Annotated in this window: 13 protein-coding genes; 5 read left to right on the forward strand and 8 right to left on the reverse strand. The window is 46.6% G+C overall.

Going from position 1 to position 14,805, the window contains the following annotated elements; translation table 11 throughout:
* Nucleotides 1-15 precede the first annotated feature (15 nt).
* From nikC to DFP97_RS13155, 4 genes are all read right to left on the reverse strand, one after another.
* Nucleotides 16-849, reverse strand: coding sequence for a nickel ABC transporter permease subunit NikC (nikC, locus tag DFP97_RS13140; protein ID WP_114380434.1), 834 nt, complete (start codon nucleotides 847-849; stop codon nucleotides 16-18).
* The gene (nikB, locus tag DFP97_RS13145) at nucleotides 846-1,790 is read right to left on the reverse strand and encodes a nickel ABC transporter permease subunit NikB (RefSeq protein ID WP_114380435.1); all 945 of its coding nucleotides are present in this window, start codon (nucleotides 1,788-1,790) and stop codon (nucleotides 846-848) included. The genes nikC and nikB overlap by 4 nt, the downstream gene beginning before the upstream one ends.
* An 18-nt stretch (nucleotides 1,791-1,808) precedes the next feature.
* Nucleotides 1,809-3,425 (reverse strand): nickel ABC transporter substrate-binding protein, encoded by a 1,617-nt coding sequence (gene nikA, locus DFP97_RS13150; protein WP_114380436.1) that lies wholly within the window; start codon nucleotides 3,423-3,425, stop codon nucleotides 1,809-1,811.
* 140 nt (nucleotides 3,426-3,565) lie between these two features.
* Entirely contained in the window at nucleotides 3,566-4,432 is an 867-nt protein-coding gene (locus DFP97_RS13155; RefSeq protein WP_114380437.1) for a hypothetical protein, read from the reverse strand.
* Nucleotides 4,433-4,578: 146 nt separating this feature from the next.
* On the opposite strand from DFP97_RS13155, the gene DFP97_RS13160 reads away from it, so the two are divergent.
* Entirely contained in the window at nucleotides 4,579-5,493 is a 915-nt protein-coding gene (locus tag DFP97_RS13160; protein ID WP_114380438.1) for a ketopantoate reductase family protein, read from the forward strand.
* A gap of 150 nt (nucleotides 5,494-5,643) precedes the next feature.
* Here the strand turns inward: DFP97_RS13160 and DFP97_RS13165 are convergent, their stop codons facing one another.
* The 4 genes from DFP97_RS13165 to DFP97_RS13180 all read right to left on the reverse strand — a co-directional run bounded on the left by DFP97_RS13165 (nucleotide 5,644) and on the right by DFP97_RS13180 (nucleotide 10,213).
* Nucleotides 5,644-6,390, reverse strand: coding sequence for an amino acid ABC transporter ATP-binding protein (locus DFP97_RS13165; RefSeq protein ID WP_114380439.1), 747 nt, complete (start codon nucleotides 6,388-6,390; stop codon nucleotides 5,644-5,646).
* Between the two features lie 14 nt (nucleotides 6,391-6,404).
* On the reverse strand, nucleotides 6,405-7,064 hold the full coding sequence (locus tag DFP97_RS13170; RefSeq protein ID WP_114380440.1) for an amino acid ABC transporter permease: 660 nt from the start codon (nucleotides 7,062-7,064) through the stop codon (nucleotides 6,405-6,407).
* A gap of 75 nt (nucleotides 7,065-7,139) precedes the next feature.
* Nucleotides 7,140-7,919: an amino acid ABC transporter substrate-binding protein gene (locus DFP97_RS13175; protein ID WP_114380441.1), complete on the reverse strand. Its 780-nt coding sequence runs from the start codon at nucleotides 7,917-7,919 to the stop codon at nucleotides 7,140-7,142.
* A gap of 221 nt (nucleotides 7,920-8,140) precedes the next feature.
* A complete protein-coding gene (locus DFP97_RS13180; protein WP_114380642.1) occupies nucleotides 8,141-10,213 on the reverse strand; it encodes an alpha-glucuronidase family glycosyl hydrolase in 2,073 nt (690 codons plus the stop codon).
* A 164-nt stretch (nucleotides 10,214-10,377) separates the two neighbouring features.
* Between DFP97_RS13180 and DFP97_RS13185 the strand changes: the two genes are divergently transcribed.
* The 4 genes from DFP97_RS13185 to DFP97_RS13200 all read left to right on the forward strand — a co-directional run bounded on the left by DFP97_RS13185 (nucleotide 10,378) and on the right by DFP97_RS13200 (nucleotide 14,799).
* Nucleotides 10,378-11,160, forward strand: coding sequence for an AraC family transcriptional regulator (locus DFP97_RS13185; RefSeq protein ID WP_114380442.1), 783 nt, complete (start codon nucleotides 10,378-10,380; stop codon nucleotides 11,158-11,160).
* A gap of 220 nt (nucleotides 11,161-11,380) precedes the next feature.
* A complete protein-coding gene (locus DFP97_RS13190) occupies nucleotides 11,381-11,809 on the forward strand; it encodes an Rrf2 family transcriptional regulator (RefSeq protein WP_114380443.1) in 429 nt (142 codons plus the stop codon).
* A gap of 143 nt (nucleotides 11,810-11,952) precedes the next feature.
* The gene (locus DFP97_RS13195) at nucleotides 11,953-12,804 is read left to right on the forward strand and encodes an SDR family oxidoreductase (protein WP_114380445.1); all 852 of its coding nucleotides are present in this window, start codon (nucleotides 11,953-11,955) and stop codon (nucleotides 12,802-12,804) included.
* Nucleotides 12,805-13,056: 252 nt separating this feature from the next.
* Entirely contained in the window at nucleotides 13,057-14,799 is a 1,743-nt protein-coding gene (locus tag DFP97_RS13200) for a methyl-accepting chemotaxis protein (protein ID WP_181873500.1), read from the forward strand.
* Nucleotides 14,800-14,805: the final 6 nt, after the last annotated feature.

The following is a 14,805-nucleotide window of genomic DNA, read 5'->3' on the forward strand; positions in this document are numbered from 1 at the left end:
TGGCCTCATTCCTTTTCAAAAACGTCGTTTTACGCCAAACCGGTCCGACAAAGCTTCACCCAATACATTAAATGTAATAACAACGATAAGAATCATGATTCCCGGATACAGCATTAATTCGGGATTGCTTCGTATATATGATTTCCCTTCGTGGATCATGGAGCCCCACTCCGGCGATGGCGGCTGAATGCCGAGTCCAAGAAACGACATGGCGGCGATGTCCATGATCGCCCAACCAATTTCCAGCGTTCCCATCACGATGATCGGAGGAAGCACGTTAGGGATCAAATGCCGTCTGATGATCGTCCATTGCGAAGATCCGCTTATTCTGGCGGCGGTAATAAAATTCCGTTCCTTCAAGCTGAGAACCATGCCGCGGAACATACGGGCATAATACACCCACTGCACCAACACCATGGCCAAAACGACCTGCGGGAGTCCGGGTCCAAATATGCCGACAAGCCCTAAAATAAGCACGAGTGACGGAAATGCCATCACCCCTTCGCAGAAACGCATCAGTATAAGGTCAATTACACCGCCTTTGTAACCGGAAAAGGTGCCGATCAGTAAGCCGATTAATAAAGAGGAGATGAATATCAACGACGCAAAGCCTAAAGAAACTTGGGCACCGTGTAAAAGGCGAGACAGGTTGCAGCGTCCCAAATGATCCGTTCCGAGCGGATATTCCCACGTTGGAGACTGCAGCTTGAGCGCCAAGTTCACTTCAACCGGGTCATGCGGAGATATCCACGGTGCCAATATGGTAAGTGAAAAAAGAACGAATAAAATGACCGAGCATACCGCTACGGTCTTCTGACTTTTAAGGCCGGTCCGTATACTCGCGATCAATGGTCGGTTCTTCCTTTCCAGGAAATTCGGGGATCCAGGTACATCTGCAAAAGATCCACGATCAGGTTGCATACGATAAACAGACAAGCGGCGAGGAACACATAGCTTTGGATAACCGGTATATCCCGGTTAAAGATCGCTTCGATAAAGTAACGTCCAAAGCCAGGCCAAGAAAAGACTTCCTCCACAATGATCGTCCCCGCAAGCAATTTGCCCATATTCATGCCGAGACCGGTAAGCATCGGTGAAATCGCAATTTTCAGCACATGCTTGCTCATAAGCAGCTTCTCTTTAATGCCTCTCGTCCTGGCGTATAACACATACGGCTCCTGTAATTGTTCCAGAACGCTGGTTCGCAGTAACCGGGAATAAATGGCAATGAGTCCCAAAGCGAGCGTTATCGACGGAAGGACGAGATGTGCGAACGAGCCCCTTCCTTGCACTGGAAACAGATCGAGCTTGACGGAAAAGAAAAATATCAATAAATAGCCGAGCCAAAACTGCGGTATGGAAGCGCCGAAATAAGCAAGCAGCCGGCTCAGATGATCGAACACGCTATTTTTGTATACAGCCGCCAAAAAACCAATCGGCACGCTGATAAGGATGGCCAGACAAATGCTGCTGAAGGCGAGCTGGATCGTTGCGGGCATCCGGAGAACGACTTCCTGCCAAACCGGTTCATTAGAAACATAAGATGTGCCGAAATCAAGTCGGCACATCTTCATGAGGGTTTGGGCATATTGTACAAGCAGCGGCTGGTCTAAGCCGAATTCATGTCTTTTCTGAGCGAGCAGCTCGTCGGTCGGTTGGATATGCGCCGCAGTCAAATAGGCTTCGGCGGGGTCGACCGGCGAGACATGGATCAGTAAAAACGTGAGAAGCGTGGCAAAGAGAAAAATAGGTATGACGGCAAGAAGCCGTTTCCCAATATAGCTGCCCATGTTAAGCCTCCCTGCGGTTTACTGTGCGATGTCGATGCTGGAGAATGGATTCTCGTCCCGATTCGCCGGAAATTCAAAGCCGCTTATGTTTTTGTTATACACAACCGTCTTTTTAATATAAGAGACCGGCAGGAGCGCTGCCTGCTCGTGTAATGTCGTCTGGATGGCACCGTATAGTTCCTCGCGCTTTTTCTCATCCGTAGAGAGAAGGGCTTCCTGCACTTGCTGATCCAGTTCTTGCTTCATCGGCAGCTTCGACAGCGCATCCGAAATGCCAAAGCCTTTCTCGGCAACGATGTGAATGAACGAGTGCGGATCATACGGCGCGCCGTAGTTGCTAAAGAAGTACAAATCAAAGTCGTTTGCACGGAAACGTTTCACCTGTTCAGTAAGCTCAAGACCGGTAATATTCAGCTTAACGCCGATCGCTGCCCATTCAGCTTGCAGTGTTTCGGCCATCGGTTTTTGAATTTGTTCCGCCTTTTCATAGATCAATTCCAGCTCCAGCGGCTTGCCGTCCTTCTCCCGGACTGTTTTGCCGTCCGGCAGCAACCAGCCCGCCTCATCCAAATAAGCTTTCGCTTTTTCTATGTCGTATTCGGCCGGTGCTGCGCTAGTTTGAGCATACGGAAAGTTTTGGGACAAGAGGCTGTCCGCCATCTCTTCCAAGCTTGAGGTAACGCCTTCAACCATCGCCTTTTTGTTAAAACCATGCTGCAGAGCCTGACGCACCTTCAGATCCGCAAGCGCTTCGTTAGTCGTATTCAACACCAATTGTCTAGTCGCGATAGGCTCAGAAAGAGTGGTTTCATATTCTCCGGATGCTTCCAGCTGCTTATATGCATCCATGCTGATGATGCCTTCTCCGTAGATTAAGTCCAGCTCCCCTTTCTCAAAGGCGAGCACGCGCGTTTCTCCGTCCGGAATAATTTTGATCACAATTTTATCGACTTTCGGTTCTTCTCCCCAGTAATTCGGATTACGGGTAAACTCCGCATATTCGTCTGTCTTGTAATCCGCCAGCATCCATGGTCCGGTCCCTACCGGCTGCTTCACGCCTTTGGATGTGTCACCGTCATCCGGGAAACCGGCTTCGCCGAGAAAGCGCACCGGGCGGATGACCGACAACTCCTGAATAGTCGGGTAATAAGGCTGTTTCAATGTTAGTTTAAACGTAAATTCGTCAACAGCTTCGGTCTTGTCGAGAACACCGATAAAACCAAGCCAGCTATGATTTTCGACGTTTTTCATAACGGCATCGAAGTTCTTTTTGGCAACCTCGGCGTTAAAAGCCGTTCCGTCCGAAAACTTTACATTTTGACGGATTTTAAAAGTATATTCTTTACCGTCCTCCGATATGGTCCACGATTCGGCCAAATGAGGCTCAAGCTTGCCTCCGTCTTTGTAGCTGACAAGCGGCTCGTAAATCATCGATTGCGCTATCAATTGAGAAGGATTGTAAACATGCGGGTTCATCGTCCCGATATCTCTTGGCCATGATACAGTGACAACTTTCTCAGCCGTGCCTGCATCTGTTCCGGAATTCTCTTCCGTCTTCTTTGTGGAACAACCTACAAGTGCAGTGGTTAGTATAAGCAGCATAAGAAGCAGCGTCTTTACTCTGGATGTAAACATTTAAATCTATTTCCCCTCTCGGACCCTAATAAGTGATAATGATTATCACTATCCTTTAGAATAGTACAATAATCAACCTCATCTGTCAACAAAAAGAGCACCGTTTGAGGCGCTCTTTTTGACCGTATTAGGATCTCCGTTCACCCCGGACCATTCCGTAAGCGTCTGCTTATTGCGTCAACTGCAATAAGCACGAATAAGTTCACTCCAAAGCAATACCAGTAATCCCACCATACGAGGCTGTGCAGCACTCCGATTATATCGAAAATCATATAAACGCCAGATATAACAACTGGAGGAAGCATGTACTTTAGCCATTTATATTTCCAATTATGTTTCAACACCCACACGAAGAAAATGCTGAAAAGTATCCCAAATATAGACGTCATGGCGGTTGTATCATGCGATCGGCTATCAAACCATCCGAGTTGATAATACCTGCTGTTAAAAAACGCAATAGCGAAAAACTGCATAGTAAAAAGCGCCCATGTGATGAAAAACAGCGTCAAAGCGTGAAGGAAGCCCTTTAAAGGAAGCATAAGTCGAGTAAACCAGGCTCTGGCCAAACCATAATAAACCGGCAGACCGATGGCAGTATATCCCAGACGCCACCAATAATGACGATAAATGCCCAATTTTTCGAACAGCCACTCTACCCCTAACACTAAACCCGTAATTACGGCGATCCAAATCCAGTTCAAGCGAAACACCGCTATTAAGGCGGCAGTTACGGGCAAAGTCAGCATATTAGAAGCAATTGCCCCCATATTGTTGTCATAATAAGCATCGCGGGCGATGATCTGGGGATTATAGGCATAGCTCTCCAATAAAACATATATGACAAACTCGATCGTATAACCTACCCCGATCATCCCCAAAAAAAGGAGCAGGCTTCTATAATTTTTCGATTTGAAAAACACGAAGGAGAGAAGGATGAGACTTAGCGTACCCAATCCTAAATACCAGATTGAATTGAAATTAAGCGGAAGAAAAATGCCCTGAGACATTCGAAGCACCTCATTATTAACAACGTGGATTTATTTTATCCTTTAATCTGTCACGTTAATCTTTTGACTAAATTCTGAAGTTTCGACATTTTTCCCCTTCACCGCATATCATGTTATAAAGACAAACATGAATCGGGTGATCCAGCATGAAAATCGCTGTTCTCGGAGCAGGTGCGGTCGGAGGCTATTGCGGAACGATGTTGAAACCACATGTGGACGAGGTTATTTTCATTGCCAGGGGCCAGCATTTGAAAGCGATGCAGCAAAACGGACTAATCGTCCACTCTTCTATGTCAGGGAGCCATCATATCCGCGCCATATTTACAGATGACTTTAAAGCGCTTATGCATGCCGATTTGATTATATTTACCGTGAACTCCGCCCAAACCAAAGAAACGGCGGCCCAAATGCTCCCTCACTTAAAGCCGGAATCGACCGTCCTCACGCTTCAGAACGGAGTGGACAATGAGGAAAGGTTAGCCGCTCTCATCGGAAGCGACCGCGTTCTCTCCGGCGCCTCTTATATTACGGTTCAATTAGAGTCTCCGGGGGTAATAAGACAAGAAAACATTCAATCCTTTGTCATCGGCCCCCTATCGGAAAATGGACGGTTAAAGGCAGAACTTATCACTGATTTATTCAATCGATCAGGCTTGGAGTGCAAGCTATCATCTAATATATTAGAAACGAAATGGGAGAAGTTTTTATATAATGCTACGTTCAATCCTTTATGCGCGCTAACACAAAAAACGATTGGCGAAATCCTTGATGCTGAAGCACTGCGGTCTTACGCAGAAGACATACTTATGGAGATCGTCCTAATTGCAAAGGGACTGGGCGTCGACCTGAAGCAAGCAGTCATCGATGAAGTATTCCCCAAATCGGAGCTCGTAAGGAATCATAGACCCTCGATGCTGCAGCATCGGGAACAGGGGAAGAAAATGGAGGTCGAATCGTTATGCGGTTATGTTATTCAAAAAGGAAACGATTTGGGGGTTAAGACTCCTGTTTTAGAATATGTATACCATGCCTTACTTTCGATTAATAACAGCTTAAAGTAATCTAGGCAATCGGCAAACTGCCCTTCAGCCTCAAATAGGCTGTCCTAAAAGGTCATAGACCTACATGGACAGCCACAGTAAAATCAGCTAAATTCGGTACTATCGAGGAAAATAGGCTTTCTATGGGCGTTCTACATATGGGACAACAGATTATTTCAAAACCCGGTTCAAGAAAAGCTTAGTCCGGTCAAACTGTGGGCTCGTAAAGATTTGATCCGGAGGGCCCGATTCAACGATCTCGCCATTATCGATGAACATGACCTGACCCGCCACTTCTTTGGCGAAGCCCATTTCATGCGTTACGACAATCATCGTCATATGCTCCTCAGCAAGGTCCTTCATGACCTGCAGCACCTCACCCGTCAATTCCGGATCCAAGGCAGAGGTCGGCTCATCAAACAATAATATATCCGGATTCATCATAAGTGCCCGGGCGATCGCAACCCGTTGTTTTTGCCCGCCTGAGAGCTTCGACGGGTAATCCAAAGCCCGGCTGGAAAGACCTACCTTCTCCAGCAGCTCCTCGCTTCTTCTTGCGACTTCCTCCGCCGTCTCTCCCTTGACCAATCTAGGAGCAAGCTCCAGATTTTCCTTCACGGTTAAATGGGGGAAGAGATTGAAATGCTGAAACACCATGCCCATCTTGGAAGTAATCCGCTTGATCTCCTGCGGGCGCGAGTAAATCCCGTCTTTAACCAGGAACTCTCCCGCCACATTGATGCTGCCGCCATTAATCTGTTCAAGATTCACCAGACTTCGGAGCATCGTGCTTTTCCCGGAGCCCGAAGGGCCGATAACCGCCACTACATCGTGTTTATTCACAGTAAACGTCACTTGCTTCAATACATCCAAAGTGCCAAATGATTTACTCAGTTTAGTTACTTCAATAATAGCCACATTCGCCATTCCTTTTATTCAAATTTAAATTTCCGTTCCAGCCATTTGAAGAGCAGGGTTAACAGCAGTGTCATAATCAAATAAATGATGGCGGCTATAAAGAAAGGCATGATCGTAAAGTCACGATTCACCGCCGTCTGGGCAAAATGCAGCAGCTCCGGAACGGCAACGGCGTAGAGCAGTGCGGTATCCTTGATCAACGTAATCGATTCATTGGCAACGGACGGTAATACTACGCGGAACATTTGAGGCAGGATAATCCGCGTCGTAGTCTGCCATTTGTTAAATCCAAGCACCTGAGAGGCTTCATACTGGCCTTTATCGATGGAAATCAGACCGCCTCGGAATATTTCGGCAAAATAGGCCGCATAGTTCAAAACAAAACCGACACAAGCTGCAGTAAACCGGTCCAGCACCAAGTATTCGCCGACCACCGGGAGCATCGGCAGCCCGAAGCAGATCACAAGCAGCTGCAGCAATAGCGGTGTACCGCGCATAACGTATATATAGGTATGTGCAAGCCAGGCTATCGGTTTGCTGCTGCTTTTTACGGCTAACGTCAGCACGAAGCCCAGCGGTATGGATACCACAATGGCGATTAAAAACAATAGAATCGTCATCTGAGCCCCTTCCAGCATGGGCTTAATCATCGAGGTATAATAATCTGCGGACATAAAAAAATTCCTCCAAAAGCAAAACGGGATTTCCTGGGGAGAAATCCCGTTTTCCCTATCATCATTCGATCTTGTTTACTTTAATACCTTGTCTTCGCCAAACCACTTATTCGAAATTTCCGTCGCAGTACCGTCGTGGTTCATTTCATCAAGCGCTTTTTGCAGCTTTTCGAGCAGTGCTTCGTTGCCTTTCTTGACGCCGACTCCGTATTCCTCCGGAGCAAGGGATTCTTCCAGAAGCTTGAAGGTGCCTTCCTCTTTGGACATATAATATTTGATTACGACTTCATCAATAACTACCGCGTCCACGCGGCCGATCTTCAGGTCGCTTAGGGCAAGAACATTGTCGGCGAATTCCGTTACCGTCTTTATTTTAGATTGGATAGGATTTGCATTCAATGCATCTGATGCCGAGGACAGCGATTGAAGTCCCACTATTTTACCGGACAAGTCATCAAGCTTAGTTAGGTTCGAATCAGCCAGTGTGACAACTACCTGAGCGTTTTTTAAATAAGGCTTTGTAAATAGTACTTTTTCTTTGCGCTCGTCCGTAATCGTATATCCATTCCAAATCAAATCAATACGGCCGCTGTTCAGCTCGGATTCTTTCGTCTTCCAATCAATCGGTTGGAATTCCACAGTGACTCCCATTTTTTCTGCTGCCGCTTTGGCATAATCAATATCAAAACCGACGATCTCATTCTTATCGTCCCGGAATCCCATCGGAGCAAATTTGTCGTCAATACCAATTACCAGTTTCTCTCCATCTCCAGCCGCGCCTTTCGAACCGGAGCATCCTGTAAACATTGCAATTGCTGTCGAGATGACTAAAACCATAGCTGCTAAACGCTTCATTTGATTCAATAACCACCTTAATTAAGTATTCGCTTTATTGCGTTAACACGTTATCAGAAATCGATGATATCACAATTGTTCGAAGCCTGTCGATAGCTGCCACGATAATGATATTATTTACATGTAGTACCGGAGGTTGGAATTAGCGGGAAAACATCACTATAATTTTCCTGTTCACCCACTGTTCTATCAAAAAAAAAACCGCACAGGGCGGGTTGAAATTAATAAATCGTACGGTTTCTCTCATCGGGGATTCCTGATTTGCGGTAAAAGTAAGTATTAATCATATCGCGCCATTCCTTGGCATGCCGAACCTGTTCTTCCAACCGGCTTAACACATGGGTGAACCGCGTATCGTCTACCTTCCCTTTCAGGCTTGCCCACGACTGCATGAGCTCCCCGGCTTGCTCGACACCTTCAAAATGCGAATCATAAATATGCTGGATTACGGTTTTTCCCGAATGGAGCTTATGTGTGTACGGAACATGGTGGAAAAACAACAGCAGCTCATCCGGACAAGTATGAAGCGACTCGTACCTTGCAGATGGAATGTCATGGTATTGGCCTGTATAGCCCGTACCCGTACTTTCCGTGCGATCGACGCCAATCCCTAAGAGATCGGCGAAATGATAAGTGCCCCACTTGGAATATTCATACCCGTCAACGTTAGGACCGTAATGATGGCCCGGATTAACCATCCAACCGATGCCGAGCGGAGACGTATAATTTTCATAAATAGTCCTGGAATCGAGAAGCATGCGACTGATCGTTTCCATCACCGTCTTGTCGTTGCCAAACGTCAGCCGCACCCAATCTTCGGTAATCTGCTCCGAGGACAGCTCCGGATTCCATGCCAACCGGCCATATCCGTAGAAATTCGCTTGGGCAAGCAGATGTCCGGTCCAATTGGTATCATCTCCAATGTTGGAAACCGCCGCAAATCCGCCATACGGGCGCCCATGTATGGAGCCTTCGACGATTCTCGCTACCGTCGAGTCTTCTCCGGAGGCATGCGTATCGAAACCGATGATCTCTTTCCACTGCGGTACCAAATAACATAGATGTCTTTGCTGTCCCGTATACTCCTGCGTAATTTGAAGCTCCAGCAATTGATTCGTGTGCCGCAGGCCGCCGAACAAGGGGGACACCGGTTCACGGACCTGAAAGTCCATCGGCCCGTTCTTTATCTGAAGGATAACGTTATCGCAGAATCTTCCGTCGAGAGGACAGAAATGGTCGTACGCAGCTCTCGCTCTGTCCGTAGACCGATCCCGCCAATCCTGCTGGCAATTATAGACGAAGCACCGCCAAATGACCAAGCCTCCGAACGCCTCCAGCGCATCCGCAAGCATATTCGCCCCATCCGCATGATCACGCCCGTATGTGAACGGGCCCGGCCGGTATTCCGAATCAGCTTTCACCAAAAAGCCTCCAAAATCAGGAATATGGCGATAGACCTCCGAAGCCTTATCCGCCCACCACTGTTTGACTAGCGGATCCAGGGGATCTGCTGTTTGAAGACCTCCGATCTGGATAGGACTCGCAAAATTGATGCTCAAGTATAAAGTAATGCCATACGCCCGGAAGATATCCGCTACTCTGGCTACATAAGGCAATAATTCGGACGTTATCAGCTTCGTCTCCACATCATGAACATTCACATTATTAATAGCGATGGCATTCAAGCCGACGGACGCCATCATGCGGGCATAGTCTTGGATCCTCTTCACATTAGTAACTATTTTATTGTTTTTGTAGAAAATGGACTTGCCTGCATAACCTCGTTCGATGCTGCCGTCCATATTGTCCCATTGATTGATCATTCTCAGCCGATTACGCGGAGTCTCCTTAATGGAAAGCCCATTCAGGCTTTGCCCGGTTTGCAGCAGCCGCAAGAAATGGAAGGCTGCATAGAGGACGCCTTTGTCCGTCTGACCCGTCAACACAATGCAGCTGCCTTCCGGGTTTTCCACGGTTTTGATCAAATAGCCTTCTTCTTGCAGAGATTCCCGCGTCTTCTTATCAATTAAGCCTTCAAGTTCTGCGCAATCGAGTGTTCCGACAAAAAGATACCGGGGCTTGCTCGGCTTTGCCTTAACCATCGGCTTTCGTCCCAGCATCGAGGCGATACCTCGGATAAGCTCAGCCCGGGCTGCCTGCAGAATAACAGACTGTTCAGATAGAATAATCTCCGAGCACCAATCGGTATACACCTCCAATTCGGATTTTGCCAAGGGATCGAATCGAAGCCATGCTTCGTAACCCTCATCGGACCATTCCGCCGCTTTACTCATAGTACTCTCATGCCATTTTATGTTGTTCATTGATTTCACAGCTTTCTCCTCCCGTGTAACTTGTCACAATCCGTTCATGCATCTCTAATTCAATGTGGAAACGCTTTATAGCAGCTGCTTTAAGTGCTACTATTTTGTAATAGACAATGGGAGGCCAAATGATTATGGATATCGATAAATACCAAAACCTTGCGCCCAATATTTTTCTATTCGTCGATAGAAGATGTTTTCCGGATTGGGAAATCATCGAACAAACCATTGATTTTCACGATCTTACGTTTGTTGTAGAAGGAAAAGCCAATTATTTCGTAGACGGCGAGAAATTTACAGTTGAAGCCGGGGACATGATCTATATTCCGGAAGGCAGCGTCCGGGTTGCTCACACCTTCAAGGAATCCCCTATGCATTCCTATGCCTTCAATTTCTACTGGAAATCGCCGGACAACCATGTTCGCCTCCCCTTCGATACGGTTACAAAAAACCATATCACAAATGAAATTTTGGGCTACATCAAACAATTCACGCATGTTTGGATGGGCAAACAGCCTTGCTACATGATGCAAGCGCGGGGACTGTTCCAATTAATTGTGCACCGGCTGCTGAGCATTTCTTATCATCAATCGTCCCAAACTCTCCCGGATTCGAGAATCAATAAAGTAAGAGAGTACATTATCGATCATTATTCAGAAGACATCGACATCGGCGAGCTCGCCAAGCAGGTCCACCTGCATCCTGTCTATCTCGGCAAATTGTTTAAAAAAAATACCGGCCGTAGTTATAAAGAGTTTTTGAACATCATTCGTGTGAATAACGCCGAAATGCTGCTTTCAACCGGAGGCTTCACGGTCTCCGAAGTCGCTGAACGGTGCGGCTTTAAGGACATTTCCTATTTCAGCAACGTATTCAAAGGTATGAAAGGTTATCCCCCTTCCTCGGTGGCCAAGTAAAACATGTAACTTATTATATTTATCATTAATCACCTGAGCCATAGAGAAAGTAGAAATTATTTGTAATTTAAAAACAACTTAACGAAGATTAGAGGCGAGCCTCGACTAGGCAAACAGGTGGGGCGTTAAGCTGGCAGAATAGCATGGGTAAAGGTACAAATAAATTCATTTGACAAATGCCTGTGTTGTAATTATTATGGTTACATCGGTGGTGATTGAGTTGAAACAATTAAGCAGTAGGTTTACAATCGCGGTGCACATTTTAACGTTTATTAGTTCCGTTTCGGAAGAATGTACGGGAGACTTTATTGCAGCAAGCGTTAACGCCAATCCTGTCATCATTCGCAAGATTATGTCCATGTTGAAGAAAGCCGGACTTGTCGATGTTCGGCCGGGTGTCGGTGGAGCTTATATGAAAAAAGATGCCAGCCTAATCACCCTGCTGGACGTCTATAATGCCGTCGATATCATTGATGACGATCAATTGTTTCATTTTCACAACCCCGTTATTGAATGTCCGGTAGGCAGAGTGATCGACACTACATTGCGTGCCGAATTGAAAGAAGCCCAAGCGGCTATGGAACATCGGCTGAAGCAGGTTACAATTCAACAGCTGTTAAATCAACCCGAAATGAATAAGCTCAATTGAGCTTTTTTCATTGCTTTAGTTGTAATAGATATGATTATAACTAAGGTAATTACAACTAAGAATAGCTAGTTTATATAATGTAAGATTTCAGCGGTATCATTTAGCTATTCGACAGAACACCACTAAAAAATGGAGGTAAAAACATGAAAATTTTGGTAACCGGGGCAACAGGAAATCTTGGATCATTGGTAGTTGAATCTTTGCTCAAGTCTGTACCTGCAGAAAATTTGGCCGTAAGCGTTCGTGATCCGAAAAAGGCCGAACACTTGAAGGCTCGTGGCGTGGATGTTCGTTATGGAGATTTCCATCATCCGGAATCGCTCGTTTCGGCTTTCGCAGGCATCGACAGACTATTAATCATATCCTCTGGGGATTTGCAAAATCGGGCTCAACAGCAACTGGCAGCAGTTAATGCTGCGAAAGAAGCGAATGTAAGCTTCATAGCCTATACGAGCGCAGCGAATGCCAAAGACAGCGCGTTCGTTATTACGTCGGACCACCGTGCAACGGAGGAAGCGATCCTTCATTCGGGAATCCCTTACTCCTTCCTGCGCAACAACTGGTATTTAGAGAATGAGCTGAGCACGATTCAAGCTGTGTTAAACGGTGCGCCTTGGGTCACATCGGCCGGATCGGGTAAAGTCGGTTGGGCCGGCCGCCGCGATTATGCTGAGGCGGCGGCTAACGTGCTTGCCGGCGAAGGCCACAATAATACGGTTTATGAGTTGTCGGGCAAGCCCTTGACACAAGAAGAGCTTGCATCGATCCTTGCCGGAATAATCGGCCGTGAAGTTCCAGTCCAGCAAGTCGATGACGAAACCTACGGCAAGATCATGAGCAACGCAGGCGTTCCTGCCGAAGTGGTCCCTTTCCTCGTTGCGATTCAAAACGGGATTCGTGAAGGTTATTTGGACATCGAGAGCAATGATTTTGAAAAATTGCTTGGCCGTCCGATTACAACGCTTGCCGATGTCATCCGTCAAGTGATCGGCTAACTAAAAACGTTTGTTTAATAAACAGCATATGGAGGCTGCCGGCATGTTCGGCAGCCTCCATTACGTTACTGGGCAACTCACGCTTGACGATGGGCATTATGGATCGGATCAGGAGAAGGACTACCGATGGATTGATATTTCAATGCTAAAAAAGTTCAGAATTTATAAAAAAGTTTATCAAATTGTAAAGACACGCTATTGCACATATGATACATTCATACCACTTCAATGCACCAACAAGGGGGATCATTTATGCAAACCGTTCCACATCCTCATCCAAGCCGTATTGGCATTACCCGCTTCTCCTTTTCCTTGAGCCGAAAAATTATTCTCTCTTTTATCTTCGTGGCTCTGCTTGTCGGTGTATCTAGTTTTTATGCATATTACTCTTTGAAGCGTGTCCAGAGTTCATACGTTCAAATCCTGGACCACAACATGGCTATTTTACAGACGAACTCGGATATTCAATATCAAGCTCTGCTGCAATACAGCTTACTTCAAGATGAGCTGGCCAGTCCTGGCAAGGGGAACGAACAGAAAATTTTGGAAGCCAATCAAAAGTTAAATCAGCTGATTGCAGCGGTTACGGAGCTTGATTCGAATAAAGAAGATCGAACATTCTACTCCCTCATGCAAAGCTCAAATCATACGATCACCGATTTAACCGGCCAAATATACATAGCACTAAAAGAAGCAAAACTGGAAGAGGCCGAAACGCTGCTGAAGCGTACTGTACCGATAACGGAAAGCGTAACCAAGATGGCCGGCAAAATACAAGCCCGGTTAATAAGCGTTACCGATATCAGTAAGCAGGAGAATCAAGCCGCTGTTGACCGGACCGTTAAGCTTCTAATAGCCGTCAGCATAGCGGCTTTAGTCTTGGCTGTGAGCATTGGTCTCCTCCTGTCCAGGCTGATCGTAAAGCCGATGAGAAGAATCGTCATGGCTGCCAAGCTAATCGCCGACTGCGATTTAACAGGCAACGATGTCGAGGTGCGCAGCCATGATGAAATACGGGAATTGGCCGGCGTATTCAATCTTATGAAGAGCAACCTCTATTCGGTAATCAATCAGGTTGACAGCCATGCAGTCCAAGTCGCTGCCGCAGCTGAACAAATGAGCGCAAATTCTTCTCATTTAAATACAACCTCTGAACAGATTAGTACGGTCATTCAAAACGTTTCAACAGGAGCGGAAACGCAGGTAGACACGGTAGACGAATGCGTTACGATCATTGGAGGCATGAATCAAGCGATTGAGGAAATTGTCATGCTGGCAGATACAACGGAAGGGAAGTCGGAACAAGTACTTTCAACAGCTTCGGAAGGAAAGCAATCCATCGAAGTGACCAGTGCACAAATGGATACTATTCGGATCAAAATGGACGAGCTGTCTCATTCGGTACAACAATTGGGGTCCCGATCGATGTTAATAGCATCAACCAATGATGTAATATCAAGTATAGCCAAGCAAACAAATCTTCTTGCCTTAAATGCCTCCATTGAGGCAGCGAGGGCTGGAGAGGCTGGAAAAGGATTCGCCGTCGTAGCTGAAGAGGTTCGAAAGCTGTCCCAGCAAACATCTGCAGCTGCGGAAGAGATTGCAAGCCTGACAAATAGTATTCGCCATGAAATTGATGAGGTATCCCATACAACAACGGCAAGCTCTAAAGAGGTAGAGTCCGGGCTACAAGTCGTTGAACAAGCGGGGGAAGCATTCGGCCGTATATTCTCAGCGGTAAAGGAGCTTGCTGCAATGATCGGGAACATAGCCGCTCAGACCGACAGGATTGTCCATCAATCCCGGTCAGCCGCCCGGTCCGTGCAAAAAATTAATCAGGTCGCGGAGAATACCGCGGTATCCACCCGGGACGTTTCCGCAAACGTCCAAGAGCAATACGCAAGCACACAGGAGATTGTATCCTCCGCTAATATGCTCAGCAAAATGGCTCGCGACTTACAGGATATAATCGAAAAATTCAAGATTAATGGTTAACTTATA

The sequence above is a fragment of the Paenibacillus prosopidis genome (assembly GCF_003337375.1).
GTDB classification, from domain to species: domain Bacteria; phylum Bacillota; class Bacilli; order Paenibacillales; family Paenibacillaceae; genus Pristimantibacillus; species Pristimantibacillus prosopidis.

Coding starts and splice junctions, on each gene's coding strand:
- nikB (WP_114380435.1), bottom strand. CDS start 1,790: ATGGGCAGCTATATTGGGAAACGGCTTCTTGCCGTCATACCTATTTTT.
- nikA (WP_114380436.1), bottom strand. CDS start 3,425: ATGTTTACATCCAGAGTAAAGACGCTGCTTCTTATGCTGCTTATACTA.
- DFP97_RS13155 (WP_114380437.1), bottom strand. CDS start 4,432: ATGTCTCAGGGCATTTTTCTTCCGCTTAATTTCAATTCAATCTGGTAT.
- DFP97_RS13160 (WP_114380438.1), top strand. CDS start 4,579: ATGAAAATCGCTGTTCTCGGAGCAGGTGCGGTCGGAGGCTATTGCGGA.
- DFP97_RS13170 (WP_114380440.1), bottom strand. CDS start 7,064: ATGTCCGCAGATTATTATACCTCGATGATTAAGCCCATGCTGGAAGGG.
- DFP97_RS13175 (WP_114380441.1), bottom strand. CDS start 7,919: ATGAAGCGTTTAGCAGCTATGGTTTTAGTCATCTCGACAGCAATTGCA.
- DFP97_RS13180 (WP_114380642.1), bottom strand. CDS start 10,213: ATGAGTAAAGCGGCGGAATGGTCCGATGAGGGTTACGAAGCATGGCTT.
- DFP97_RS13185 (WP_114380442.1), top strand. CDS start 10,378: ATGGATATCGATAAATACCAAAACCTTGCGCCCAATATTTTTCTATTC.
- DFP97_RS13195 (WP_114380445.1), top strand. CDS start 11,953: ATGAAAATTTTGGTAACCGGGGCAACAGGAAATCTTGGATCATTGGTA.
- DFP97_RS13200 (WP_181873500.1), top strand. CDS start 13,057: ATGCAAACCGTTCCACATCCTCATCCAAGCCGTATTGGCATTACCCGC.